Annotated in this window: 24 protein-coding genes and 3 tRNA genes; 11 read left to right on the forward strand and 16 right to left on the reverse strand. The window is 65.2% G+C overall.

The features are described 5' to 3' along the window. Window position 1: 1 nt before the first annotated feature. The 4 genes from folP to hpt form a co-directional block, all read right to left on the reverse strand. Window positions 2-802: a dihydropteroate synthase gene (gene folP / locus ASD43_RS02305; protein WP_056413053.1), complete on the reverse strand. Its 801-nt coding sequence runs from the start codon at window positions 800-802 to the stop codon at window positions 2-4. Continuing rightward, on the reverse strand, window positions 799-1,401 hold the full coding sequence (folE, locus tag ASD43_RS02310) for a GTP cyclohydrolase I (RefSeq protein ID WP_056413056.1): 603 nt from the start codon (window positions 1,399-1,401) through the stop codon (window positions 799-801). The genes folP and folE overlap by 4 nt, the downstream gene beginning before the upstream one ends. A gap of 3 nt (window positions 1,402-1,404) precedes the next feature. Next, window positions 1,405-3,405 carry an ATP-dependent zinc metalloprotease FtsH gene (gene ftsH, locus ASD43_RS02315; protein ID WP_056413059.1) on the reverse strand — a complete coding sequence of 667 codons (2,001 nt, stop codon included), beginning with the start codon at window positions 3,403-3,405 and terminating at the stop codon, window positions 1,405-1,407. 114 nt (window positions 3,406-3,519) lie between these two features. Next, window positions 3,520-4,071 carry a hypoxanthine phosphoribosyltransferase gene (gene hpt / locus ASD43_RS02320; RefSeq protein WP_045254858.1) on the reverse strand — a complete coding sequence of 184 codons (552 nt, stop codon included), beginning with the start codon at window positions 4,069-4,071 and terminating at the stop codon, window positions 3,520-3,522. 134 nt (window positions 4,072-4,205) lie between these two features. Here hpt and ASD43_RS02325 point away from each other — a divergent pair, with 134 nt between their 5' ends. Further along, the gene (locus ASD43_RS02325; RefSeq protein ID WP_056413062.1) at window positions 4,206-4,739 is read left to right on the forward strand and encodes a DUF937 domain-containing protein; all 534 of its coding nucleotides are present in this window, start codon (window positions 4,206-4,208) and stop codon (window positions 4,737-4,739) included. A gap of 60 nt (window positions 4,740-4,799) precedes the next feature. Here the strand turns inward: ASD43_RS02325 and tilS are convergent, their stop codons facing one another. Continuing rightward, a complete protein-coding gene (gene tilS / locus ASD43_RS02330; RefSeq protein ID WP_056413065.1) occupies window positions 4,800-5,786 on the reverse strand; it encodes a tRNA lysidine(34) synthetase TilS in 987 nt (328 codons plus the stop codon). 77 nt (window positions 5,787-5,863) lie between these two features. On the opposite strand from tilS, the gene ASD43_RS02335 reads away from it, so the two are divergent. Continuing rightward, window positions 5,864-6,505, forward strand: a complete 642-nt coding sequence (locus ASD43_RS02335) for a TMEM175 family protein (protein WP_056413066.1) — start codon at window positions 5,864-5,866, stop codon at window positions 6,503-6,505. Between the two features lie 88 nt (window positions 6,506-6,593). After that, entirely contained in the window at window positions 6,594-7,085 is a 492-nt protein-coding gene (locus ASD43_RS02340; protein WP_045254862.1) for an inorganic diphosphatase, read from the forward strand. 73 nt (window positions 7,086-7,158) lie between these two features. Here ASD43_RS02340 and ASD43_RS02345 read toward each other — a convergent pair whose 3' ends face one another. Then, complete coding sequence (locus tag ASD43_RS02345; RefSeq protein ID WP_056413069.1) at window positions 7,159-8,538, reverse strand: peptidoglycan DD-metalloendopeptidase family protein; 1,380 nt, start codon at window positions 8,536-8,538, stop codon at window positions 7,159-7,161. Window positions 8,539-8,747: 209 nt separating this feature from the next. Here ASD43_RS02345 and ASD43_RS02350 point away from each other — a divergent pair. The 3 genes from ASD43_RS02350 (at window position 8,748) to ASD43_RS02360 (ending at window position 9,065) form a co-directional block, all read left to right on the forward strand. Further along, a tRNA-Glu gene (locus ASD43_RS02350) sits at window positions 8,748-8,820 on the forward strand. A 29-nt stretch (window positions 8,821-8,849) separates the two neighbouring features. Next, window positions 8,850-8,923: transfer RNA gene (locus ASD43_RS02355), tRNA-Asp, on the forward strand. Between the two features lie 69 nt (window positions 8,924-8,992). Further along, window positions 8,993-9,065: transfer RNA gene (locus ASD43_RS02360), tRNA-Phe, on the forward strand. A gap of 44 nt (window positions 9,066-9,109) precedes the next feature. Here the strand turns inward: ASD43_RS02360 and ASD43_RS02365 are convergent. From ASD43_RS02365 to ASD43_RS02380, 3 genes are all read right to left on the reverse strand, one after another. After that, window positions 9,110-10,261 carry a tyrosine-type recombinase/integrase gene (locus ASD43_RS02365; protein WP_235564003.1) on the reverse strand — a complete coding sequence of 384 codons (1,152 nt, stop codon included), beginning with the start codon at window positions 10,259-10,261 and terminating at the stop codon, window positions 9,110-9,112. 277 nt (window positions 10,262-10,538) lie between these two features. Continuing rightward, window positions 10,539-11,689, reverse strand: a protein-coding gene (locus ASD43_RS02370) for an IS3 family transposase (protein ID WP_157550709.1) whose coding sequence is annotated in 2 segments (ribosomal slippage) — window positions 10,539-11,422 and window positions 11,422-11,689 — 1,152 coding nt in all. Because the reading frame shifts where the segments join, the coding sequence is not laid out codon by codon here. Between the two features lie 165 nt (window positions 11,690-11,854). Beyond that, a complete protein-coding gene (locus ASD43_RS02380; protein ID WP_082539195.1) occupies window positions 11,855-14,035 on the reverse strand; it encodes an acyltransferase family protein in 2,181 nt (726 codons plus the stop codon). A gap of 574 nt (window positions 14,036-14,609) precedes the next feature. Here ASD43_RS02380 and ASD43_RS02385 point away from each other — a divergent pair. The 4 genes from ASD43_RS02385 to ASD43_RS17095 are packed head-to-tail and all read left to right on the forward strand — an operon-like array spanning window position 14,610 to window position 16,144. Next, window positions 14,610-14,876 (forward strand): hypothetical protein, encoded by a 267-nt coding sequence (locus ASD43_RS02385; RefSeq protein WP_056413077.1) that lies wholly within the window; start codon window positions 14,610-14,612, stop codon window positions 14,874-14,876. Beyond that, complete coding sequence (locus ASD43_RS02390) at window positions 14,873-15,112, forward strand: zeta toxin family protein (RefSeq protein WP_056413078.1); 240 nt, start codon at window positions 14,873-14,875, stop codon at window positions 15,110-15,112. Before ASD43_RS02385 ends, ASD43_RS02390 begins: the two co-directional genes overlap by 4 nt. Beyond that, entirely contained in the window at window positions 15,058-15,735 is a 678-nt protein-coding gene (locus ASD43_RS02395; protein ID WP_056413081.1) for a zeta toxin family protein, read from the forward strand. Before ASD43_RS02390 ends, ASD43_RS02395 begins: the two co-directional genes overlap by 55 nt. A 13-nt stretch (window positions 15,736-15,748) precedes the next feature. Further along, entirely contained in the window at window positions 15,749-16,144 is a 396-nt protein-coding gene (locus tag ASD43_RS17095; protein WP_157550715.1) for a hypothetical protein, read from the forward strand. Here the strand turns inward: ASD43_RS17095 and ASD43_RS17665 are convergent. From ASD43_RS17665 to ASD43_RS16870, 3 genes are all read right to left on the reverse strand, one after another. Continuing rightward, on the reverse strand, window positions 16,071-16,364 hold the full coding sequence (locus ASD43_RS17665; protein WP_442922189.1) for a ParB family protein: 294 nt from the start codon (window positions 16,362-16,364) through the stop codon (window positions 16,071-16,073). The two genes, ASD43_RS17095 and ASD43_RS17665, sit on opposite strands and share 74 nt — an antisense overlap. Next, the gene (locus ASD43_RS02400) at window positions 16,340-16,723 is read right to left on the reverse strand and encodes a plasmid mobilization protein (protein ID WP_162247478.1); all 384 of its coding nucleotides are present in this window, start codon (window positions 16,721-16,723) and stop codon (window positions 16,340-16,342) included. Before ASD43_RS02400 ends, ASD43_RS17665 begins: the two co-directional genes overlap by 25 nt. A 96-nt stretch (window positions 16,724-16,819) precedes the next feature. Next, entirely contained in the window at window positions 16,820-18,085 is a 1,266-nt protein-coding gene (locus ASD43_RS16870) for a DUF3631 domain-containing protein (RefSeq protein ID WP_157550717.1), read from the reverse strand. Window positions 18,086-18,372: 287 nt separating this feature from the next. On the opposite strand from ASD43_RS16870, the gene ASD43_RS17100 reads away from it, so the two are divergent. Further along, window positions 18,373-19,104 carry a hypothetical protein gene (locus tag ASD43_RS17100; protein ID WP_157550720.1) on the forward strand — a complete coding sequence of 244 codons (732 nt, stop codon included), beginning with the start codon at window positions 18,373-18,375 and terminating at the stop codon, window positions 19,102-19,104. A gap of 293 nt (window positions 19,105-19,397) precedes the next feature. Here ASD43_RS17100 and ASD43_RS02415 read toward each other — a convergent pair whose 3' ends face one another. From ASD43_RS02415 to ASD43_RS02430, 4 genes are all read right to left on the reverse strand, one after another. Then, window positions 19,398-20,579, reverse strand: a complete 1,182-nt coding sequence (locus ASD43_RS02415) for a serine hydrolase domain-containing protein (protein WP_056413090.1) — start codon at window positions 20,577-20,579, stop codon at window positions 19,398-19,400. Window positions 20,580-20,594: 15 nt separating this feature from the next. After that, the gene (locus ASD43_RS02420; protein WP_056413093.1) at window positions 20,595-21,446 is read right to left on the reverse strand and encodes a carbohydrate ABC transporter permease; all 852 of its coding nucleotides are present in this window, start codon (window positions 21,444-21,446) and stop codon (window positions 20,595-20,597) included. Continuing rightward, window positions 21,443-22,282, reverse strand: a complete 840-nt coding sequence (locus tag ASD43_RS02425) for a carbohydrate ABC transporter permease (protein ID WP_045254866.1) — start codon at window positions 22,280-22,282, stop codon at window positions 21,443-21,445. The genes ASD43_RS02420 and ASD43_RS02425 overlap by 4 nt, the downstream gene beginning before the upstream one ends. Window positions 22,283-22,456: 174 nt before the next feature. Continuing rightward, window positions 22,457-23,794, reverse strand: a complete 1,338-nt coding sequence (locus ASD43_RS02430; protein ID WP_045254867.1) for an ABC transporter substrate-binding protein — start codon at window positions 23,792-23,794, stop codon at window positions 22,457-22,459. Window positions 23,795-23,809 lie beyond the last annotated feature (15 nt).

Here is a 23,809-nt window from a genome sequence, read left to right on the forward strand (position 1 = left end):
CCTATCCTTCCCAGGCGCGCACGACGGCGAGCGCGTCCCGTGTGGCACTCACGTCGTGCACGCGCACGGCCCACGCCCCGGCCCGGGCGGCGAGCGCACTGGTCACCGCGGTCGCGAGATCGTGGCGGGCCTCCGAGACCCCGGCGGGGTCCGCGCCCAGGGTCTCCGCGAGGAACCTCTTGCGCGAGGTGCCGATGAGCACGCGCGGGCCCAGCGCCACGATCTCGTCGAGTCCGCGCAGCACGTCCCAGTTCTGGGCACCCGCCTTCGCGAAGCCGATGCCCGGGTCGAGGATGAGCCGCGACGGGGCGATGCCGGATGCGGCGGTCTCGCCCATCCGCTCCTGCAGCTCCCCCGCGACCTCGCGGGCGGTGCGGCGGTAGACCGCTTTGGCGTACATGTCGTCGGAGAACCCGCGCCAGTGCCCGATCACGTAGTCGGCGCCGGATTCGGCGACCGCCGCGAGCATGTCCGGATCTGCGAGACCGCCCGACACGTCGTTGACGATCCGCGCCCCCGCTCGCACCGCCGCGGCGGCGGTCGAGGCGTCGAGAGTGTCGATGCTCACCGGAGCGCCCTCGGCGACCAGCCGCTCGATCACCGGCAGCACACGCCTCTGCTCCTCCTCGGCTCCGACACGCTGAGCGCCGGGCCTGGTCGACTCGCCGCCGATGTCGAGCACGGTGGCTCCATCGGCGCGCAGCTGCAGGCCGTGCGCGACGGCGCGGTCCACGTCGAAGTAGCGCCCGCCGTCGCTGAACGAGTCGGGGGTGATGTTGACGATGCCCCAGATGCCGGTCATGCGTGCGCCGACCCGGTCGATGCACCGATCAGCGCGATGAGCTCGGCGCGAGCGACCGCATCCGTGTACTCGCCGCGCGCGGCGATCGTCAGGGTCGACGCCTCCGGCTGACGCCCGCCGCGCATCGTGACGCAGCCGTGGCTCGCGTCGAGCACGACCAGCACCCCGCGGGTGTCGAGGTTCTCGGCGATCGTGTCGGCGATCTGCTCGCCGAGACGTTCCTGCACCTGCGGCCGGGCCGCGAGGGTCTCGACCACGCGCACCAGCGCGCCCAGGCCGACGACCTGCTCACCGGGGAGGTACGCGATGTGCGCCCGTCCCGCGAACGGCAGCAGGTGGTGTTCGCAGACCGAGCGGAAGCGGATGTCGCGCAGCAGCACGGCTCCCGAGGGCAGGGTGTCTGGCGCCGGACCGCGCGCGACGCTGATGGTGTGCGCGAGCGGGGCGGCGGCATCCTCCCCGACTCCGGAGAAGAACTCCGCGTACAGCTCGCCCATCCGCGCCGGGGTCTGCTTCAGCCCCGGGCGATCCGGATCCTCGCCGATCGCTTCGAGCAGCTCACGGGTGAGCCGCTCGACCCGTGCGCGGTCGACAGCCACGGATCAGGCCGTCGCGGGTCGAGCCTGACCGGCTCCCGCAGATCCGGGCTGCGTGCGCGGAGCGGTGGCGGGCGCCTCGACGGATGCCGCGACGGGCACGACCTTCTTCGGCACCTCGATGGGGGGCACGTCCGACACCGGCCGCGACTCGCTCGACAGCCACAGGGGCCGCTCGGGGAGCTTGCGCACCTCGGTGAAGATCTCGGCGATCTGGTTGTGGTCGAGCGTCTCCTCCTCGAGCAGGGCGAGGGCCAGGCGGTCGAGGATGTCGCGGTTCGCGCTGATCACCTTGTACGCCTCGTCATGCGCCTGCTCGATCAGGGCGCGCACCTCGGCGTCGACCCGTTCGGCGACCTTCTCGGAGTACTCGCGGCCGCGTCCCATGTCGCGGGCGACGAACATGTCGCCGCCCTCGGAGCCGAGCTTGACCGGTCCGACCTGCGTCGTCATGCCGTACTCGATGACCATCTTGCGGGCGATCGACGTGGCCTTCTCGATGTCGTTGGACGCACCTGTGGTCGGGTCGTGGAAGATGATCTCCTCGGCCACGCGCCCACCCATGGCGTACGTGAGCTGGTCCTGCAGTTCGTTGCGGGTGACGGAGTACTTGTCGTCGAGCGGCAGCACCATCGTGTATCCGAGGGCCTTGCCTCGGGGCAGAATCGTGATCTTGGTCACGGGATCGGTGTAGTTCATCGCCGCCGCGGCGAGCGCGTGACCGCCCTCGTGGTACGCCGTGATCAGCTTCTCGCGGTCCTTCATGACGCGGGTGCGACGCTGCGGTCCGGCGATCAGACGGTCGATGGCCTCGTCGAGAGCACGGTTGTCGACGAGCTGCGCGTTCGAGCGTGCCGTCAGCAGCGCGGCCTCATTGAGGACGTTCGCGAGGTCGGCACCGGTGAAGCCGGGGGTCTTGCGGGCGACGACCTCGAGGTCGACGCTCTTCGCGAGCGGCTTGCCCTTGGCGTGCACCTCGAGGATCTTCTGCCGACCCTTGAGGTCGGGGGCGTCGACGCCGATCTGACGGTCGAAGCGTCCTGGGCGCAGCAGCGCGGGGTCGAGGATGTCGGGGCGGTTGGTCGCCGCGATCACGATGACGTTCGCGTTCGGGTCGAAGCCGTCCATCTCGACGAGCATCTGGTTGAGCGTCTGCTCGCGCTCGTCGTTCCCGCCGCCCATGCCGGCGCCGCGGTGGCGGCCGACGGCGTCGATCTCGTCGATGAAGATGATCGCGGGGGCGTTCTCCTTGGCCTGATTGAACAGGTCGCGCACTCGGGAGGCACCGACACCGACGAACATCTCGACGAAGTCCGAGCCGGAGATCGAGTAGAACGGCGCACCGGCTTCACCGGCCACGGCGCGGGCGAGCAGCGTCTTTCCGGTTCCGGGAGGGCCGTACAGGAGCACGCCCTTGGGGATGCGGGCGCCGATCGCCTGGAATTTGGCCGGGTCCTGCAGGAACTCCTTGATCTCGTGGAGTTCCTCGATCGCCTCGTCGGCACCGGCGACGTCGGCGAAGGTGACCGTGGGGGTCTCCTTGTTCACGAGCTTGGCCTTGGACTTGCCGAACTGCATGACCTTGCTGCCACCGCCCTGCATCGACGAGAGCAGCCACCAGAACAGCAGGCCGAGCAGCACGAGCGGGAGGAGGAGCGAGAGGATGCCGTCGAACCACGTGGCACGCGGGACGGCGTCGTCGAAGCCGTCCTTGGGGTCGGCGGAGGTGATCGCCGTCACGACCTCGTCGGCCCGGGCGTCGACGTAGTAGAACTGCACGTTCTCGGAGCCCTTGAACGGCTTGGAGAGGGTCATGTCGACGCGCTGGTCGCCGTCGGTGTTCACGACCTCGGTGACGGTCTTGCCGGAGAGGAGCGTGAGCCCCTCCTGCGTCGTGATCTGCTTCGGGGCGCCGAGGTTCGAGATCAGCAGGAAGCCGCCGAACAGCAGCAGCCCGATCAGCGCGACGTAGATCAGCGGATTCCGAGTGAGCTTCTTGACATCCATGGTCGGATCAGCGTATCGCGCACGCTCTAGGTGGGCGCTGTGCGTTCACCCACGGCGTACCGGCGCTCAGACCCGGTCGTCGGGCGAGGAGCCTGCGACGGGACGAGACGCGACTCAGCTGTAGACGTGCGGCGCGAGCACCGCGACGTCACGCAGGTTGCGGTAGCGCTCGTCGTAGTCGAGTCCGTAGCCCACGACGAAGTCGGTGGGGATGTCGAAGCCGACGTACTTGCAGTCGATGACGACCTTCGCCGCCTCGGGCTTGCGCAGCAGCGCGAGCACCTCGATCGACTCCGCTCCGCGCGACTCGAAGTTCTCCAGCAGCCAGCTCAGCGTGAGACCGGAGTCGATGATGTCCTCGACGATGAGCACGTGCTTGCCGTTCAGATCGGTGTCGAGATCCTTCCGGATCTGCACGACACCGCTCGACTTGGTGCTGGCGCCGTAGCTCGAGACGGCCATCCAGTCCATGGGCGCGTGGAAGGGCAGTGCGCGAGCGAAGTCGGCCATGACCATGACCGCGCCCTTGAGAACGCCGACCAGGATGATCTCCTTGCCGGCGTAGTCGGCCGCGACCTGGATCGCGAGCTCATCGAGCTTCGCGATGATCTCCTCCTCGGTGACGAGGATCTGGGCAAGGTCGTCCTGGATTTCCGCGGCGCGCATGGATCGATGTTACGTCGTCGGAGGCGGTCTCCCCCAACCGGGTGCGGCCCGCGCGAACGGCATACCGGCGGAGCGCCACGCGCACTACCCTGGCGGTGGAACGGGCATCCGTCCACCGAGGGAAGGAATCACCCATGGCTCTTGATGACATCCTCACGCAGGTGCCGGTCGACGACATCGCCGCGAAGCTCGGCGTCTCGCCGGACGTCGCCAGGTCCGCGGTCGAGCAGGGCGGTGCCGTGCTGCTGGGCGGGCTGGCGAAGAACGCCTCGACCGCCGAGGGCTCGACGGCGATCGAGAACGCCCTCAAGCGCCACGAGGGCAGAGGCGGTGCGGCGAAGGTCGACGACATCGATCAGACCGACGGCGGCAAGATCGTCTCGCACATCCTCGGCGCCGACGAGAAGAAGGTGACGGAGAAGCTCACCGAGTCGAAGGAGACCGCCGGCATCGACTTCGGCGCGCTGCTCCCGATCCTCGCCCCCATCGTGATGGGGCTCATCGCCAACGCGACGAAGAGCAAGAGCGCACCGTCGAGCACCTCCGGGGCGCAGTCGGGCGGGGGCGGCATCGGCGACATCATCGGCGGCCTGCTCGGAGGCGGCGCATCGTCGGGCGGCGGCGGCATCGGAGATCTGCTGGGCGGGCTCTTCGGCGGCAAGAAGTAGATCGGCGCGAAGGCGATCGACGCGAGCGCGGGGCGATCGCTCCCTGCGCGGTCTGCGTCCTCAGCGCGCGGTGAAGACGATGCGTCCGCCGATTCGAGCGGCGGAGCACGAGGGCAGGTCGATGGGTCCCTGACCCGTCCAGTCCGTCGCGAGGCGCGCGACCTCCAGAGTCTGCAGCCGGGTCAGGCTCACACCGAACTCGCTGTCCACCACCAGGCGGATGATGCGGTTGCGCAGCGCCGCGGGATTCGCGGCGAGCGCTGCGACGCTGACCGAGATCCCCGCCTCCGCGTGCTCGACGATGTCCTCGATCGTCTCGTGGATCATCTCGTCGAAGGCTTCCGCGTCCTCGCGCAGCTGCTCCGCCGTGCGGGCGAGAGCCTCGGCGATGCCCGGCCCGAGTTCGGATTCCAGAACCGGCAGCACCCGCTCCCGCACGCGCACCCGAGCGAAGCGATCCTCGAGATTGTGCGGGTCGTCCCAGAACTCCAGGTCGGATGCCGCGCAGAACGCCCGCGTCGTCTCCCGCCTCACCCGCAGTAGCGGGCGCACCCAGCGCAGACCGTCGTCGTCGTCGCGCACCGGGGCCATGCCCTGCAGACTGGCGGCACCGGAGCCCCGGGCGAGGCCGAGCAGCACGGTCTCCGCCTGATCGTCGAGGGTGTGCCCGAGCAGAACGGCCGCGGCACCGGCATCCGCTGCGGCGTCCCTCAGCACCCGGTAGCGCGCATCCCGCGCGGCGGCCTCAGGGCCGCCCCCCGCACCGACGTCGACGGTGACGACGAGAGTGTCGAGGCCGAGCGAGGTCGCCGTCTGCGCGGCGCGCGCGGCGACGGCATCCGATGCGTCCTGCAGCCCGTGGTCGACCGTGACGCTGCGCACCCGCAGTCCGAGCCTGGAGCCCTCGAACGCGGCGGCCGCGGCGAGCGCGAGCGAGTCCGCTCCGCCCGACAGTGCGACGACGACGGTCGATCCTTCGTGCAGATCGGCGAGCGCGGTGCGCACGGCGAGGCGGATCTCGGCGATGGCGGGTGAGAGCGAGGGCACAGCTCCACGGTAGATCACGACGACGGATCGCCGTGCCGCGGTCGCGCGGATGACACCGATCGCCCTAACCTGACGCCGTGGCAGAACACGCATCGCGATCCCGCACCGACGGCCGATTCCCTCCCGAGCGCTTCAAGGCCTTCGTCGACGCCGTGGTGGCGATCGCGATGACGCTGCTGATCCTCCCCCTGATGGAGGCGGTGTCGGAGGCGGCGTCCGACACGCTGACCACCGTGGAGTTCTTCTCCGAGCATTCGTCGCAGCTCCTGAGCTTCGGCCTGAGCTTCGTCCTGATCGCGACGTTCTGGATGGGACACCACCGGCAGTACCGCGACGTGGAGTGGATCACCACTCCGCTTCTGTGGATCAACGTGGCGTGGATGGCGACGATCGTCTGGCTGCCGGTGCCCACGGCGATGGTCGGGCAGATGGACACCGACCTGCTGCAGCCCGTGGTCTATATCGGCACCCTGATCGCGACGCAGACGACCACCCTCGCAGGTGGGGTCTACCTGCTGCGTCATCCCGAGCTCGGCACGACGACGCCCGAGACCCTGCGCGCCGGGATCATCGGCGATCTCGCCGCGATCATCCTGTTCCTGATCGCGCTGGCGCTCGCGGTCTTCGTGCCGACGGTCGGGTACGCCGGCACCCTGGTGCTGCTGCTCAGCGGAGTCTTCTCCCGGCTGCTGGGCCGCATCACGCGGCGTCGAGGCTGAACGGCAGGGCACGACCGCCCGGACGGCGGCGGCCTCCCCGGGTAGGCTGGTGCGCGGCATCCAACCGTCTTTTCTGAGGAGCACACGCATGGGCGCACACGACGCCGTCATCGAGATCCCGCGCGGCAGCCGCGTGAAGTACGAGGTCGACCACGAGACCGGACGAGTTCACCTCGACCGCGTGCTCTACACGACCTTCGGGTACCCGGCCGACTACGGCTACTTCGACAACACGCTCGGCGAGGACGGCGATCCGCTCGACGTTCTCGTGCTGCTCGACCACGCCATCTACCCCGGCGTCGTCGTCGAGGTCCGCCCCGTCGCGGTTCTCAAGATGAGCGACGAGGCCGGCGGCGACGACAAGCTGGTCGCCGTGCTGTCGAAGGACCCGCGCTGGGCCCACATCCAGGACATCGACGACATCGCCGAGTACACGAAGAAGGAGATCGCGCACTTCTTCGAGCACTACAAGGACCTCGAGCCCAACAAGTGGGTCAAGGTCGACGCGTGGGGCGACAAGGCTGAGGCCGAGCGCATCCTCGACGAGGCGATCGTCCGTTTCGGCGAGCAGGGTCACTGACCCGAGCAGCATGCAGAAGACCCCCGGTTCCGCTCTCAGCGGCCGGGGGTCTTCTGCATGATCGGTGCGGGGATCAGACCGAGATGCCGCGGTCCGCGAGGAACGAGATCGGGTTCGTGTACTCCCCGTTGAGGTAGACCTCGAAGTGCAGGTGGCAGCCGACGGATGCTCCGGTGTTGCCCGCGTAGGCGATGACCTGGCCGGAGTTCACCCAGGCGCCGTTGCGGACGGCGAAGCCGCCGTCTCTGATGTGCGCGTAGCCCGAGGAGACTCCCCCGCCGTGCTGGATGCGGATGTAGTTGCCGTAATTGCCTCGGGGGCCGGCGTAATCGACGGTGCCGGACTGCGCGGCGTAGATCGCGGCCCCGCAGCCGTTCGCGAGGTCGACGCCGTAGTGCCAGCCGGAGCACGCCGCACAGGGCTTGGGACGCGGGCCGTATCCGGCGCTGCGGTGACCACCGTGCGGGCGGACCCAGCCGCCCGTTCCGGCGGTACCGCCTCCGCCACCGCCGCCGCCACCGCCGCCACCAGCACCGTTGTCGTTGCCCGCTGCAGCCTTGGCGGCCTCTTCGGCCTCGCGGCGCTTGCGCTCCTCCTCGGCGACGCGCACGCCCTCCTGGTAGCCGGCCACGGTGGTGGCCGTGGCGTCCTTCAGAGCGGCGAGCTGCGCCTGCATCGTGGCGAGGTTGGCCGACTGCTCGTCGAGTGCGGCCTGCGCGGCATCCGCTGCGGCCTGTGCCTCGATCATCTTCTGCTCGGCGATCTTCTGCAGACGGTCGCGCTCGGTGCGGGCGACGTTGGCCTGATCGGTCAGCGACTGCGCGGAGTTGCGCGCGGCGACCGCGTTGTCGTGCACCGTCTGGTTGTACTGGTAGACCTTGTCCATCGTGCCGAGGCGCGAGAGCAGCTCGTCGGCGTTGTCGGCGGACCCGGCGAAGAAGAGCTCGAGCGCCGTGTCGTCGCCGCCGTTGCGGTACAGCTGGGCGGCGAGCTGTGCAGCCTTCTTGGTGGCGTCGTCGGCGATGACGGCCTGAGCGTCGGCCTGCGACTGCAGCTCCTCGGCGACGGCGATCGAGTCGAAGTACGCCAGCTGGGCGGTGTTGTACTCCTCGCCCGCGAGGATGGCCTTGGCCTGCGCGTCGGCGACCCGCTGCGTGAGCGACTGGATGAGCCCCTCGATGCGCGTCACCTCCGCGGCCTTCGAGGACTGGTTGTTCATGGCGTTCTGCACGTCGTCCCAGCTGGGGTACGACGCGGCGTAGGCGGCGTTCACACCGGAGGTGACGCCGAATGCGCTGAGAGCGACGACGCTGAGCGCGCCGAGAGTCAGGGCACCGCGGCGGCTGACCGCGCCGTCCTTCCAGAAAGCGCGGCTCTCTGCGGGCGTGGGCGCGCAGCCGCAGTCGTCGGATGCCGCCGCAGCAGCATCCGTCGGAGAGTGCTTGTCGTTCACACGGCCCCTTCCGCCGGTTTCACAGATGCCACACTAACAACATCAGTCACATCCGCAACAGGTGGCGGGCGACATCAGCGGGCACAGCGATGACCCCATGTTCCTCCCGAACACGCCCGGGGGACAGCAGGCTCGCCCTCGATTCGCGTTTTGCTCGAATCTTCCCTTATGCTTGAGCGTCGGCAAGGAAGTCCCCCGGGACAGACTTCGGCCCCATCGTTTAGCGGCCTAGGACGCCGCCCTTTCACGGCGGTAGCACGGGTTCGAATCCCGTTGGGGTCACTCCTTCCGATACAATTGAAAACAAGTATGGCCCTGTAGCGCAGTTGGTTAGCGTGCCGCCCTGTCACGGCGGAGGTCGCGGGTTCAAGTCCCGTCAGGGTCGCTCTAAGCGATGGGCTCTTTTCTTCGAGAAGGGCCTTTCGTCTAGGTGCGGCAGGTTCGCCGGTCGCACGGCTCTGTAGCTCAGTTGGTAGAGCGCACGACTGAAAATCGTGAGGTCACGGGATCGACGCCCGTCGGAGCCACAAGGCTGATCATTACAATCAGCCCAGAAACCCTCGCCTAGCTTCTACATGGCGGGGGTTTTGCTTTGCCCCGGTGACGGACTTGACCACATTTTGGCCACGCCTTCACTGGCTGCCTCATCGAGACGACCAGCAACGTGGTCAAGATCGTCGTCGAACAGGTCTGCATACACATCCAAGGTCATCGCGGCCGATGCGTGACCGAGCATCCGCTGCACAGCCTTGACGTTCGCCCCCGCGGAGATCGCGAGCGACGCGGCCGTGTGACGCAGATCATGCACTGTCACTGTAGGGAAGCCCGCATCACGCTCCTGGAGACGCTTGAGCGCCGGGAGAAACACCCGTTTGCGGAAATTGCCGTTGCGCATCTCCAGACCGCGACTAGAGACGAAGAGAGACTCCTGAGGTTGCTTTCCTGCCGCTCGGGCGCGCAGCGGAGTCTCCAGGAACGCGGGGAAGGGCACAGAGCGGCGCTCGTGCGTCTTCGGTGTTCCGCGCACCAGCGTTCCGCGCACGTCGGTCAGAGCTTCCTTCACGTCGACGCGCCTACGGGAAAAGTCGATCGACGAGACCTTTAGCGCAGCCATCTCTCCCCACCGGAGCCCGGTGTAGGCGAGGAAGGCGATGAGATCCGCGTGTCCATCACACTCCCACGCGAGAGACGCCACCTGGTCGTGGGAAAGGTACCCACGGTCGGTCGCGCGCTTCCGCGGCATCTGCACACCATCGGTCGGGTCGCGATTAATCCGACCATCCCTCACGGAGTACTTCATGAGGGCCGCGAGAACGAAGTAGATCTGGCGCACAGTCGACGGAGCCAAACCCTCTGCCAGAGTCGTGATCCACGCCTGTACCTCGCCGTGACCGATCTCGACGAGCCGCCGGTTCCCCCACGTTGGCAGGATATGGCGATCGAGCGTGTATCTATACCCCGAGAGCGTGCTTGGCTTTATCTGCACTTGGCCGGCGATCCACTCCGCGGCGACGTCTGCGACACTCACCTTCGAGCGGGACGGATCGAGCCACTCCCCGCGCATCTTCGACACCTCGACCGTTGCGAGGTAGTTGTCCGCCTCGCGCTTCGTGGTGAAGCCCCGCTTCGTCGTCTGCGTCCGGTCAGGACGCCGATACCTCACCCGATATCGCTTTCCCCGCGCCGTCTCGTACGATTCCACTGATCCCATGACGACCTCCACTCCAAGAGGATCACGAACCACCGACGCTCACGCGCTCGATACATTCACCCGCTACGGACGCCACACCGCCACATCGTTGCAACCGCGGGCAGGATAGGGCGCTACTCAATCGCTACACCCCTCACACACTTCTCGCTCTCGACGTCAGAAGCCAGAAGCCAGAAGCCAGAAGCCAGAAGCCAGAAGCCAGAAGCCATCCTGGCCTTGTCACCTAGAGCCTGCTCGTGGCTGAAACGGGACTGCTGACGGTTCAGTTGACTCGTCTTGTTTGGGGTTGTCAGGCCGCGTGAGCGGCCTCTGAGTTGATTATCTCGAACTCGATGGGGGTGAGCCGCCCGAGCCTGCGTTGGCGCCTGCGGCGGTGGTAGGTCCGCTCGATCCAGGTCACGATTTCGAGGCGGAGTTCCTGCCGCGAATGCCACCTCTTCTTGTTGAGCACGTTCTTCTGCAGTAGCGAGAAGAACGACTCCATCGCGGCGTTGTCCGCGCATGCTCCGACCCTGCCCATCGACCCAATGATCCCGACTTCTCGGAGCAGCTCGACGAACTTCCGCGACCGGAACTGCGACCCACGATCCGAGTGCAGCGTCGTCCCGACCGGGTCACGGAGCGCAACGGCGTTGCGGAGCGCCGCGACAGCGAGATTCGCGGTCATCCGCGAGTCGAGCGAGTAGCCGACGATCCGATTTGAATGGACGTCTTTGATCGCGCAAAGATACAGCTTGCCCTCATCAGTCCAATGCTCGGTGATATCGGTCAGCCACAACTGATCCGGCCGGGTCGCGGTGAAATCACGAAGCACGAGATCGTCATGCACGGGAGGCCCGGCCTTGCGGTTCAGGCCGCGTTTCTTCGAGAACACCGACCACAGGCGCTGCTCGGAGCACAGCCGCCACACGCGCCGCTCCGACGCCCTCAGACCGGTCTCGGCTTCGATCTCGTCGGAGATGAACCGATACCCGAACGCCGGTTCGTCTCGGTGCAGATCGACGGCCGCATTGGTGAGGTGGGCGTTGTCCCAGTCCCGTTGCGCGACCGGGTCGGCGCGCCATTTGAAGAACGCTTGCTTGCTGAAACCCAGCATCCGGCAGGTCACCGCGATCGGAATCCGATCAGCGGCCAACTCGTGGACCAGCGGGAACATCATTTGGGGAGTGACGCCTGCGACAGATACGCGGCCGCACGGCGCAGGATCTCATTCTCCTGCTCGAGCAACCGAATGCGTTTGCGCGCCTCCCGCAACTCGGCCGCGTCGGCCTGAGTCACGCCGGGCTTGATGCCGTCTTCGACGTCCGCGATCTTGAGCCACCGTTGCAGGCACGACTCCGAGACACCGAAGTCCTTCGCGATCCGGCTGATCGGGGCTTCACCCCGCCGCGCGACCGCGACGACATCGTTTCGTAACTCCTTGGGGAATGCTTTGGGCACGTTGACCATCCTCCCGTGAGAACCAAAATCCTCACAGCGTTGGAGTCAACCAAACCGTCAGCAGTCCCCATCGACCGATAGGCCAACTCAGGCAGGCAGTCGCCATCTTTGGCGCGTCCTCACCACTCGGGATGTCAAGTTACTTCATCCGGTCCGCGGATGTCGTCATTCTTCGCCGATATTCGTCATGATTCGGTCCCCGAGAAACGAGGCGAGAGTTCTCGCGTATGTGCCGCTTACGTGGTTAGAGTCCGCGTACACAATGACATCTCCGATGACGGCGAAGCAGTCGGTTGAATCACAGAAGAAATCAGTCATGTCAACTAGGGGTAGATTGCTCGCGGCAGTTGCCGCGGTGAATTCGTCGGACGAGACTGCCGTGGAACGGTCAAGCGCGCACGGCGCTTTGACGTCATGCGTCATATCCAGACAACGCGGAATATTGACCTGCGATGTTGAGGGAACATCCCGAATGAAAAGGACCTCCTTGTCCGATGCACGCAGGCGTTCCCATGTTTCCGAAATCATCGCGGCCGAGAGCGAAACTTCCCCGGTGACAGCGTGGTCGTAGCTGCTCGAAAAACTCGAAAAGGCAACGACTCCGATGTCTTCGCGTGATTCGATTTCATCGAGAACACGTTTAGACCAGGTGGCGCATTCCTCGCGTTTCCACTCTTCACGCCCGGGTACCGCGAAAGGCACATCGGTCACGCCAGGACACCCCACTCGCAGGTAGGTGACAACTCTCCAGCCTCTCTCCGCGAAATACGAATCGAAGGCAGGTACGAGCGCCGCCGCGTGAGAGTCCCCGACGAGAGCAATCGTCTGGTCGAATCCGCTCGTCGCACCGTATTCACAGCTTCTCCACTCCTCACCAGGTTCAGCGACGCACCAATTCGGATCTAAATCGGTGGCCGCGAAGCGGGTGTTGATCCGATCGGTGACCGCGAAAGGGTCTCCGCATTGAGCTTGGGGCGCCAATGCGCTTGCGCCGAAACATGGGGACTCATCGGCCAGCTGCGTCTGCACCCACTGTCGAGCATCAAACGTTCGAGCGTCGATCATCCTCGTTCCGGCGAAAGCAATTGCCACGACGACGATGGCGCCGATCAGCGCAAGGAGGTACGACGGCCACCGCCGCACCGCCCACCATCGTGCGGTGCGAACCGGGTCCTCCACCAGAACTTTCGTCACGCAGCCGAGGGCAACACTGATGAGTCCGATCGCGAGCGCCCCCAAGAGGCCAAAAGCCTCCCCGAAAACGAAGGGGTACAAGACAATCAGGGGCCAATGCCAGAGGTAGATCGCGTACGACCAGTCGCCGATTCGCTGGACAGGCCCAACGCTATAAATCTTTCGGGTAAAAGATCTTGTGCTGACGCTTCCCGCACCGCCGATGATCAGGAGCGCCCCGGCCACCGGAAGCAGGGCGATCGCCCCCGGAAACGGGGACGCATCTGAGAAAGAGATGGCGGACCAGGCGATGAGCGCCACCCCAGCCCACGCAGCCACCTCCCCAAAAAGCGCCCGTCGTGCCGTTGAATTAGCGTCCCGCCGTGGCGAGGAGATGTGCAGAGAGAGGATCGCGAGCAATGCACCGGCAGCGAACTCCCAGGCGCGCGTGAAAGTGCTGAAGTAGGCGAGCGGCTTGGCATAACCCGTCAGGTAGATAGAGTAGGCGAGCGAGCCCAAAAATACCGCGAGGAGGACTATCGATACGGTGGTTCGCACCTGGGGCCAGGCTGTTGGAGGAGTCGAGCGTCGTACCCTCAGACGCACGATTGCGATAGCGGCCACAAGCAGCAGAGGCCAGATGAGATAGAACTGCTCCTCGACCGACAACGACCAGTAGTGTTGCACGAGAGAGGTCGGGCTGTCTGCGCCGAGATAGTCGACGGAATCTATTGCAAGCGCCCAGTTCACGACATAGAGAGCACTCGCCGCAATCTGCTGCAAATTGCTCCGCAGAAATGTGTCCGGCAACCACACGAAAGCTGCGACGACGCAGACGAAGAGCACGAGCAGTGACGCCGGTAGCAATCGACGGATTCGCCGCGCCCAGAAGCGCGTCACTGATACTGTTCCTCTCGTCCGGACTTCGGCGAGGAGGTGCGCGGTGATGAGGAAACCTGAGATTACGAAGAATACGTCGACGCCGACGTAGCCTCCTGGCAGAGCGCTGGGCCACAGGTGCCAGAGGACGACGAGCAGAACTGCAACTGCACGGAGTGCTTGAATCTCCGATCGGAATTCGCGGCTCGTGCTCGGAGAGCCGTCGCGCTTTGGTGCTGTGGCGTCTGAGTTGACAGCTGTACCGGCTTGACCCTTGCTAGTTGTCACGTTCATCTTTCGTACCTGGTTTCGCAACGCTGGTCGACGACCGGCATCTTGGTATTCTTGCACGCGCACGGTCTTCCCCCGGCGTTATAGCTCGCACACGCGATGTCGTCAGCTCAGGCCAGCGGCTCCGCCACGTAATGCTGGAGGCGTTCCATGATGGCGAGGTCGAAGTCGGCTGCGTCCTCGAAATCTTGAAGAGTGATTCGCCCTGGGTTTCGTCCCGACTTTTCTATCTGTAAGAGTTGGAATGATGTCGAGAATCTATCCAACCGAGTTCCGGGAACGCGCCCTGAGGCTGCTGGCCGAGGTCCGCGCTGATCACCCGTCCGATTGGGCGGCGTTCTCGTGGAGGCCTTCATAGTTGGAGGCTAACGGCGCGGTGGGCGACCGCAGCTGGTTCGTTTGACTGAGTTCCGGTATGACGGTCAGCGACCGTGACTCTGCGGCCGTGCGGGTGCACCGCTGCGGTGCTTTCGTTCCGAGCGCCGGCAGAGTCGGTGGGGCGATCGCGCGCATAGGTTGACCCGGCGCAGTGTCGGAGGCGCGGCGAATGCTGGAGAGGTAGGCGGAAGGGGATCTCATGGCTAAGACGGCAGTCGCTCCCGAGATCGTGGATTTCGACCCGATGGTCTACGACATCATGCGCGAGACCGCGACCGAGTTGCGTGGCGAGTGCATCTGGCTCTCGGACCACGCTGACACGGCCGCCGAGCGCGAGGAGGCCACGGCCGCGCACATCGCCCTGTGGCAGGACGTGAACAGCGTGCGCGGTTCGGACCTGGCGACGATCAAGGCGAAGACCGACGAGTACCGGTCACGTCTGCGCCATTTACGCGCGACTGCGTGAGCTGGAGGGATGATCTCAGCGCGGACGAGCTGCGCGAGATCTTCGACCGCAAGATCGCGCCCACGCTGACCGCCGGCGGCGCCGCCGCCGAGCTGCACCCGTATTTGGTGTTCGTCGGTGCCCAGCCGGGAGCGGGCAAGTCGCGCGCGATCGCGGACGTGCACAGCGAGCGGCCGGTGCGGTGCCCGTCATCGGCGACGACTTCCGCGCCTTCCACCCCGACTACCGCACCCTGATGCGCACCGACCCGCTCGCGATGCCGCACGTCACCGCCCAGGCCTCCGGCGCTTGGGTCGGCATGGCCGCCGACTACCTGCGCGCCGAGCGGCGCAGCGTCATCCTGGAGACGACGATGCGACAGCTGCCGGTGGTCGAATCCACAGCAGCCACGTTCCGCACGCAGGGCTATCGGGTCGAGGCGCACGTGCTCGCCGTCCCTGGCGCCGTCTCCGCCCTCGGAACCGTGAGCCGCTACCTCGGAGAGGCAGCCGGCAACGATCAGAACCGGTGGACGCCCTCAGCAGCCCACGAAGCCGCCTACGAGGCAATGCCCGTCACGGCGGAGCAGCTGGTGGCCGATTCCCGGCGAGTATGCCGCGAGCACGTGGCGATCGCCGAGTGGTCTCTCACACCCCTCGTTCGGCGGAGCCGTGAATTATCCGAGCCGCTGATCGATCGGTTCCAGACCGCCGGAATGGGGTACACACACGAGAACGGCCGACGAGCAGTGGGTGACCACCCTAGGCTTGAGCGGATTCTTGTTCTAGGAGCGCTTGTCTTTGCCACATCTACCGGATCTTTCTTCAACCGCTCAGATCGTCGCGCGTGCGGCAATTCGTCGAGACCTCGCTGCGCTTGACCTAGACCGTGCCATGGCTCAATCAGCTCGCTCTGAAGCGGGCGACCACGATCTTGAAGGGTGGCTGAATCGGTCTCGGCCAATCGGTTCAGGGCCTGGCTCCCGGCTGCTGGAGGGATTCAGCGGCTCGACCCCCTACGAAATCTGTGAGCGGTTCGCTGCAGGGCTCATCGAGGAGTCTCAAGTTATCGACGAGCTGGTTCGATATCCGTATGCCCCGGGCGGGACGACCGACGGTTACGACTCGCTGATCGTCGATCCTCCCGGCACCTGGTCGGAAGTGAGCACAGCTGCTCGACATGGACTGATCGGCGACAACGTCTATGAGGCTGTGTTCAACCGTCGGCATCCCTCGAGCGACTCCGAGAACCCGTCGGTCGGCCCCGAGGAACTGAATTCGGCCGGCTGACCAAGAAGGTCTCACCGGAGTTGTACCTGGCCTCGAGACGAGCGACCTCGTAGAGCACAGCGTTGCTGAGAAAATCTGACAGCGAGCGGTGCCCCTCGACCACCATCGTGCTGAGCATGGCAGCGCGCATACGCTCGTCGAGCATTGGATCTATGTAGAAAGACACCTTCTTCGGCACCGGACCCTCGGAGCTTGTCATAGCGAGAACCGTTCTACACATCGATCGATCGACTCGTAAGCGGCTTTCGCTTGCTGCAGATGCTCGCGCAACGAAGGCATATCGGTGCTTCCCGTCGAGTTAGCCACTCGCGCGATCTGATTGACGTTGCTGGCGATGTTCGAGATGAGTCGCTCGATGCGGAAGAACATCTCCAGAGCGTTCCTTCGATCGGTAGCCGTCTCGCCGGGCTCGGGAGAAAGTGCTGACTCAACCAGTAAGCGGGCAACAGTGACCCCTTGCTCGGCGGACCGAGCGACCAATGCTGCTTCCTCGTCCTCGTTGACCTTCACCTTGTGAACGATCTGTCGCGACACGGGCGCGTTCGGCCTGCGACGGCTCCGGCCTGCGTGGTCGACCATCATGCTCTCCATGCCCAGCGCAGCGAACGGGAGAAGACTCGGCCGGACAGACAAGCCGAGTTAGGGGCCCTAACGGTATAGCTTGCTCCGCAGGATTCACGACCGCACATGGGTCACCTCGTCGATGTGGGGACCTGTCGCTGCCGCGAGATGCTCCGCATCCCTTTGCCTTCCGTTCGGATCGCGGGTAGCGGCGCGTAGCGGCTGTGTAGCTTGTCGAGTGCCTGGTTCTTCCTTGTCTCTCTCCGTATGTAGCGGCGTAGCCCCTGTAGCGGACAAATGTGCAGAGGCGAGGTACCGCATCCATGCGTCACGGAGATCGACGAGTCGGTATCCCTTTCGAACGCTCTCTCCCACCCGGTGATTGGCTGGGCGGACTCCGTATGGGCGGAGCACCCGAGCGACTCCCGCGACTCCGAGCGCACCCGCGAGATCCCGATACTCCGGCACTTTGGCTAGGGCTTCGACCAGCTGGACGCTCCCGATCCATGTGCCATCCCGTTGCGAGTCAAGCACCTCACGGGTGGCTTCTAGAAGAGCCAAACCAACGTTCGCGGAACTCTCGTCCTCTCGCGCCTGCTCAACCATGGTGATTGCTGCTGTCCAAGCACGGTTGATCCACTCGTCTCCAGCGAGATGAGCCACTGCAACGAGCGGCTCCCAGAGATCCGCTGCACGGTCCTCCACCGGCAGTTCAGGGCGGACGCTGGCTATCTCATCTTGATGATCGGTCAGTAGGCGGTGCAGGCGGTGGCGTACTACCGCGAGATACTCCCCTGCGTCCCTGAGCCGGAACTGCTCAACGAGTTCATTGCCCGAGCGCCTGCGCATGGTGAGCACTATCGCTCGATCTTCGATGGTGTCCGGTAGTGCGCCGATCGAAGCGATTGCTGCCAGGGCGAAAACCCGATACTCCTTCAGTTGATTGTTGGGCTTCTCCACCCGGCCATAGACGAATCCTCGCTGAAATCCGGTGTTGAGGATCCCTCGAAGAGCTTCCGACCGTTCACTCGGCCTCCCCGCTGAGAAGATCGCATCCGCTTCGTCGAGCATCAACGTCGGCGGGGTGTCCCCTGCCTTTTCGATGCGACGGAAGAGATAGGGAACGCTGACGTCGGCAAATCGCACAGGATCATTCACTAGCAGGCTCAGCACCTCGAGTAGGCGCGTCTTGCCCGATCGCTTCTCGGCTGATCGGATCACCAACCGCGGAGCAACGTCCAGAGCTGGAACCACATGGGATGCGGCCGCCCACAAAGTCACTGCATCGTAGGACGCGGCGTCCGGCAGCACGCAGTATCGACGAATCGCTCGCTGAGCGGAATCGAGCGCGTCCGCGAGCTCAGGTATCGGAGTGACCAAGAGATTCACCTACCGCTCGCCGTCGTGCGACTCTGTCGGATCCACTCCACGACTTCAGAACGCGCGTATCGAATCGTTCGAGGTCCCAGCCTGTAGAAGTCGGGCCCCTTGCCGAGGTAGCGAAGCTGGGCCAGCGCGCCAGTCGTCATTCCGGCGATGAGGGCAGCCTCTGCGGGAGTGAGTAGTGACTCATCCATGATCATGTTCCCTTCGTTTCGTTGTGCTCGTCTGCTGTGAGCACTTGCTTCGACGATGACAACGTCTGAAGTCTGAGACACGATGGTGAGATGGATTGGTCCGAATCGGGGAAAGACTCGTTTGCTCGCTCGATCGGTGAGCGCATCCGGGAACTGCGTCTGCGCCGCGGATTCCGATCCGTTCGTGATTTAGCTGCTGCTATCCCGAACGAACGCCTCAGCGCGAAGGTCGTCAGCAACATCGAGATCGGGCGCAAGCTCGATCTGACAGTTGTCGAGCTTCTTGAGCTGTCTAGAGCGTTGGGCGTTGCACCACAGCAGATCCTTGTCGATCACCACCGTCCCTATGAGGCGACAGGGATTCCAGGAATCAGCGAGGAGATCGCGACGATGTCCGCGATCGATTTCCTCGAATGGCTCTCCCTCCCGTTCGAGGGTCACCAGCTGTTCATGAACGTGAACGCGGAGACGCCTGAAGAAACGTCTACGCTGGTCGCGATTCGAAGCTATGAGATGCAACGACGGGAAGCGGCGCACCATACGGAATTGCTGGCCCGGGCGCTTCAGGTCAACCGTAAGTTCCCCGGCTTCAACGATCTGGGGCTTCTCCGCAACCGCGCGGCCGAATCCTTCGCTGAGCTTCGACGCATGGCGAGCTTCCTGGAACAACATGGAGTTCGCGTGCCAGCTGACCACCTTGACCACGGTTTGACCACAACTCTCGGCGAGATATCGCTTCAGAGAGATCACACAGATCACATAGATCACCGAGATAGCGGGGATCGGAACTTCGACGCTTCGGCCCATGAACGCGAAATCTGACTGAAAATCGTGAGGTCACGGGATCGACGCCCGTCGGAGCCACAGGGTGATCATTACAGTCACCTTAGGAACCCTCGCCTAGCTTCTACATGGCGGGGGTTTCCGCTTTTCTCCGGCAGTGGCGCCTCTCCCCCGCTACGCCCTGCAACGCCGAGACGCCGATCCCACTTGCCGGAATCACGACCTCACGAGCCGGATCGATGCTCGATGCGCGTGCGATCATCGAACCCACTGCCATGTCGAGACGTCTCGGGTGTGAGCCGGTCTCCGCCGGTCTCCGCGGGGCGTGGGACTCAGGCACCGGCCAGGTCGGCGAGCGGCTCGGACCACCCCATACGAGGGTCCGGCCGGGAGCCGTCTGACCACATCCCGGTGCACGTGTAGGCGACAGCCGTGGTCGACGCAGGATGCGCGAACGCGATGTTCCCGCCCGCGCCGGGGTGCCCGAATGTTCCCCCCGTCGCGAATCTTCCCGACGGGAATTGCGACCCCAACCAGAATCCCAGCCCGAACTCGGCGAGCTGCTGATCGGGCACGCCGGCCAGTTGTGGGACCGGACCGAGCCCCAGGGTGCGAGGCTCGGTGACGAGGTCGAGCGTCGTGGGTGAGAGCAGCTGCACGGAATCGATCTCCCCGATGGCGGCGGCGTAGACCTTTGCCACCGATCGGGCGCTCGCGATTCCGCCGGCGCCGCCGAACTCCATCCGGTGCCCCTCGGCGCTGTTGAGGAACTCGACCATGTCGGGGATCGACTGCACCTCCCTGAGGAGCTCCTGGACGACCGGGTCGGAGAGATCCACTCCGTGTTGCGACCAGAGGTCGGCCGGGCTGGCGGCAGGGTGCATCTCATTGCGATGCGTCACGTCGGGCTCGCGAGAGGTCGGGAGCCCGCCGATCCAGAAGTCGACTCCCAGCGGGGTGGCGACGTACTCGTCGAAGAGGTCGCTCACTGACTTGCCCGCGACGCGACGAATCACCTCGCCGTTGAGATACCCGAACGTGAAGGGGTGGTACCACGATGCGGTCCCCGGCGACCAGAGCGGTTCGGCGGCGGCCAGCGTCTCTGTGCACAGCGCCCAGTTCGGCAGGTCGCGACTCTGAATCCCCGCCCCGGAGGGGAAGAAGGGCAGACCCGCTGCATGGCTGAGGACGTGCGCCACGGTCGTCTGGCCCTTGCCGCCGACGCCGAATTCCGGCCAGACGCTCGACACCCGTTGCTCGGGGTCGAGCTGTCCGCGTTCGATGAGCAGCGCTGCGAGGATCGCGACCATCCCTTTGGTGGTGGACCACAGCACGAACAGGGAGTCTCCGTCGATCGCGTCGCCCGTGATCGGGTCGGTGCCCGTCCACAGATCGACCACGACTCGCCCTTCGTGATAGATGCACAGTTGGGCGCCGCCGGGATCGCCTGAGTGCCCGCGCTCGAAGGCGGCACCGACCGCGGAGAAGCCTGGGGCGACATGACCGTGGAGCATGGTCTACCTCTCCGACTAGCGGAACACGCCACCGAGGGCGACACCCTTGGTGATGCTCCGATTGAACACGAGGTACACGATGATCAGCGGGATCGTCGCGAGTGTGAGGCCTGCGAAGATGGCTCCGGTGTTGCTCGCGAACTGCCCCTTGAAGTCGAGCAGACCGACCGGGATGGTGCGGCTGTCGGGGGCCTGCAGGAGCACGATCGCCAGCTGGGTCTCACCCCATACGAAGAACGCGTTGATCATTCCCACCGCGACGATCGGACCCTTCGAGAGGGGAAGCACGATCTTCGCGAAGACCTGGAATCGCCCGAGGCCGTCGATCGCCGCAGCCTCCGCGAGCTCCGCGGGGAACCCGAGGTAGAAGCTGTGCAGGATCAGCACGCAGGTGGGGAGGCACAGCGCGATGTACAGCACTCCCAGCGCCCAGGGGGATCCCAGCAGATCGAGAGCGTTGAACGCCGAGTAGTACGGGATCAGCAGCATGATCAGCGGCAACGTCGTCGCCACCAGGAACAGTCGGACGATCATCGACCGCACCCGCGTCGATGCGAGCGTCGCGAAGTAGGCGGTGAACGCCCCGATGAGCAAGCAGCCCGTGATCGCCACGGTCGTGACGATCGCCGAGTTGATCAGGTAGACGGCGAAACCCTGACCGCCGGGGGCTCCGTTCCACGCGTCGACGAAGTTCTGCGGATACCAGTCGACGTCGAAGAGCCCCAGGGGATCGGTGTAGATGTCCGTGTTCGACTTGAACGCCAGGAGAACGATGAGCGCGAACGGGATGATCGCGAGAGCACTCCAGAGGATTGCAGCGGTGTGGCCGACGACGGTGCCGGCGCGAACGCGAGTCTTGCGGGTCATTCGTCGACCCCTTTCCGGGATCCGAGGGCTTGGCCGACGAGGCCGACGACGAGAAGAAGAAGCCCGCCGATCACGCTGACGGCGGCGGCGAGGCCGAAGTTGGCGAAGAGGAACGCATCCTTGTAGACCTGCACGGGCAGGATCGTCGAGGCGCTTCCGGGCCCGCCTTGAGTCATTCCCCACACCAGGGTGAATCCGTTGAACGCCCAGATCACCTCGAGAAGAACGATCATGGAGAGAACCGGGCGCACGAGCGGGAGCGTGATCGAGAAGAACTGCCGGATCCGGGATGCACCGTCGATCGATGCCGCCTCGTACACCGAGACCGGCACCTCCTCCATCGCCCCGAGAATCACGAGGAACGCGAATCCGACGCCCGCCCAGACCGCCACGGCGATGACGACGTACATCACCGTGGAGGGATCCGCGAGCCATGCATGTGTATCGCCGAGACCGATGGCGCCGAGGAAGGCGTTCACGGCACCCGACCGAGGCTGGACGGACAGCGCCCAGAACACGGCGACGGCAGACGGCGGCGCGATCGCCGGCAGAAACCACACGACCCGGTAGAAGGCCTTTCCTCGGATGCCGCCCGACACGAGCGCCGCAAGGACGGTGGCGATGGCGCAGAGGACCAGCGCCGCGCCGACGCCGAGGAGGACGGAGCGGAACAGAGCGTCACGCACCGCGGAACTGGTGAACGCCGCGACGTAGTTGTCGATCCCGATGTACCGGGGTTCACCGACACCGGGCCACTGCGTGAAAGACGTTCGAATCAGATCGATGATCGGGAGCCCGAAGAACACCGCGAGGATGATCAGCCCCGGGGCGAGCATCCACCAGACTTCCCGGGGCGTCCCCCGTCCTGTCGCTGTTCGTGCCGCTCGTCGGGAGGGCCCCGATTCATCGGGGAGGACTACTGTCACGGTTTCGAGTGAACTCACCATGCGCCTTTCTCGCAGAACAGGATGGTGTGCCGCCCGCCAGGGCGAACGGCACACCGTCGTGCGCTACTTGTTCTGAGACTTCCAAGCATCGAACGCGTCCTGCTCCGCCTGACCGATCTGCTCAGCAGTGGTCTGTCCGCTGACGAGCTGCTGGATGTGCGGATCGAGGAACGATTGACCGATCGCTCCCGGGAGGCTGCCGGTCCAGCCGAGTCCGAATCCGACGGTGTTCGTGAACTCGACGACGCTCTGCACCACCGGGCCGAGACCGGGAACGTCCGATGCAGCGACGGTGTTGACGGCGGGAAGAGACCCGACGTTCTCTGCGGCGAACTTCTGGACGTCGTCGGACGAGTACACGGCCAGGAACTTCTTGGCGAGGTCGATGTTCTTCGACGTCTTCGGGACCGCCAGCGTGTCACCTGCGTACAGCGACGGGAGTGTCGGCTCGTCTCCCGCTCCGGGGAGCAGCAGCCAGTCGTACTCGAAGTCGACATCGCCGAGAACGGACGGAATCCACACGCCGCCGAGGAGCATCGCGGCATCACCGGCAGCGAAGGCCGCCTGCGCCTGGTCGCCCGCGGCGCCGGCCATTCCCTCCTGGAAGACGTTGTTGTCGTTCCACTCCGCGATCTGTTGGAGCGAATCCGTGAACGCAGGGTCGTCGTACTTCTCTTTGGGCTCCGCTCCCGGCTGCCACGAGACGAGGTAGTCCTTCAGGGCATCCGGCGCGTTCGCCTGCAGCTGCGCATCCTGGAGCCAGGCGAGCTGATATCCGGCCGCCCCTCCGACGGCGAGACCGTCATACCCCGACGTGTCGAGCTTCGAAACGATGTCGTACAGTTCGTCGTTCGACGCGATCTGGTGATTGACGGGTGCGGTGATTCCGGCCTCCGCGAACGCATCCTTGTTGTAGAAAACGACGTTGTAGTACGTGGTGTCGAACAGGACGAGGTACGGAGTGTCGTTCCACTTGAGGGCCCCCGCGATCGTGTCGCCGTAGCGAGACTCGAGGTCCGCATCCGCCCACAGGTCGTCGAGGGGCTCGAGCGCGTCTGCCTTGACCAGGTCGAAGTAGGGCTGTGCGTTGACCGGCACGAGACCGATGTCCGGAGCATTCGACGACGCCATGATCTGCGTGTTGGTGGTGCTCTTCTGCTGCTCGGTCACCGTCTGGAACTCGACGGTCACTCCGGGGTTCTCCTTCTCGAAGATCTTGGCCGCGTACTCGAAGGCGGGCTGCTGGACCGACTGGACCTGCACGGTCAGCGTCTTGTCACCACCGCCCTCGGATGCTGCGCCGGACGAGCATCCGGCGAGCGCGAGCGCGGAGATGCCGACGAAGGCGCTGAGCGAGAGAACGCGTGTGCGCGCCCCCCGGTGGATCTTGATCTGGTGCATTTTCACTCCTTTGTG

This window comes from Microbacterium sp. Root553 (assembly GCF_001426995.1).
In the GTDB taxonomy this organism is placed as follows: domain Bacteria; phylum Actinomycetota; class Actinomycetes; order Actinomycetales; family Microbacteriaceae; genus Microbacterium.

What these genes read in the sequence shown, in the direction of transcription:
- ASD43_RS02420 (WP_056413093.1), bottom strand. Translation starts at nt 21,446, where the DNA reads ATGACCCGCAAGACTCGCGTTCGCGCCGGCACCGTCGTCGGCCACACC.
- ASD43_RS02325 (WP_056413062.1), top strand. Translation starts at nt 4,206, where the DNA reads ATGGCTCTTGATGACATCCTCACGCAGGTGCCGGTCGACGACATCGCC.
- ASD43_RS02340 (WP_045254862.1), top strand. Translation starts at nt 6,594, where the DNA reads ATGGGCGCACACGACGCCGTCATCGAGATCCCGCGCGGCAGCCGCGTG.
- ASD43_RS17095 (WP_157550715.1), top strand. Translation starts at nt 15,749, where the DNA reads ATGGCTCAATCAGCTCGCTCTGAAGCGGGCGACCACGATCTTGAAGGG.
- ftsH (WP_056413059.1), bottom strand. Translation starts at nt 3,405, where the DNA reads ATGGATGTCAAGAAGCTCACTCGGAATCCGCTGATCTACGTCGCGCTG.
- hpt (WP_045254858.1), bottom strand. Translation starts at nt 4,071, where the DNA reads ATGCGCGCCGCGGAAATCCAGGACGACCTTGCCCAGATCCTCGTCACC.
- ASD43_RS02400 (WP_162247478.1), bottom strand. Translation starts at nt 16,723, where the DNA reads ATGGTCGACCACGCAGGCCGGAGCCGTCGCAGGCCGAACGCGCCCGTG.
- folP (WP_056413053.1), bottom strand. Translation starts at nt 802, where the DNA reads ATGACCGGCATCTGGGGCATCGTCAACATCACCCCCGACTCGTTCAGC.
- ASD43_RS02425 (WP_045254866.1), bottom strand. Translation starts at nt 22,282, where the DNA reads ATGCTCGCCCCGGGGCTGATCATCCTCGCGGTGTTCTTCGGGCTCCCG.
- ASD43_RS17100 (WP_157550720.1), top strand. Translation starts at nt 18,373, where the DNA reads ATGGATTGGTCCGAATCGGGGAAAGACTCGTTTGCTCGCTCGATCGGT.
- ASD43_RS02415 (WP_056413090.1), bottom strand. Translation starts at nt 20,579, where the DNA reads ATGCTCCACGGTCATGTCGCCCCAGGCTTCTCCGCGGTCGGTGCCGCC.
- ASD43_RS02380 (WP_082539195.1), bottom strand. Translation starts at nt 14,035, where the DNA reads ATGAACGTGACAACTAGCAAGGGTCAAGCCGGTACAGCTGTCAACTCA.
- ASD43_RS17665 (WP_442922189.1), bottom strand. Translation starts at nt 16,364, where the DNA reads ATGTGTAGAACGGTTCTCGCTATGACAAGCTCCGAGGGTCCGGTGCCG.
- ASD43_RS02430 (WP_045254867.1), bottom strand. Translation starts at nt 23,794, where the DNA reads ATGCACCAGATCAAGATCCACCGGGGGGCGCGCACACGCGTTCTCTCG.
- ASD43_RS02385 (WP_056413077.1), top strand. Translation starts at nt 14,610, where the DNA reads ATGGCTAAGACGGCAGTCGCTCCCGAGATCGTGGATTTCGACCCGATG.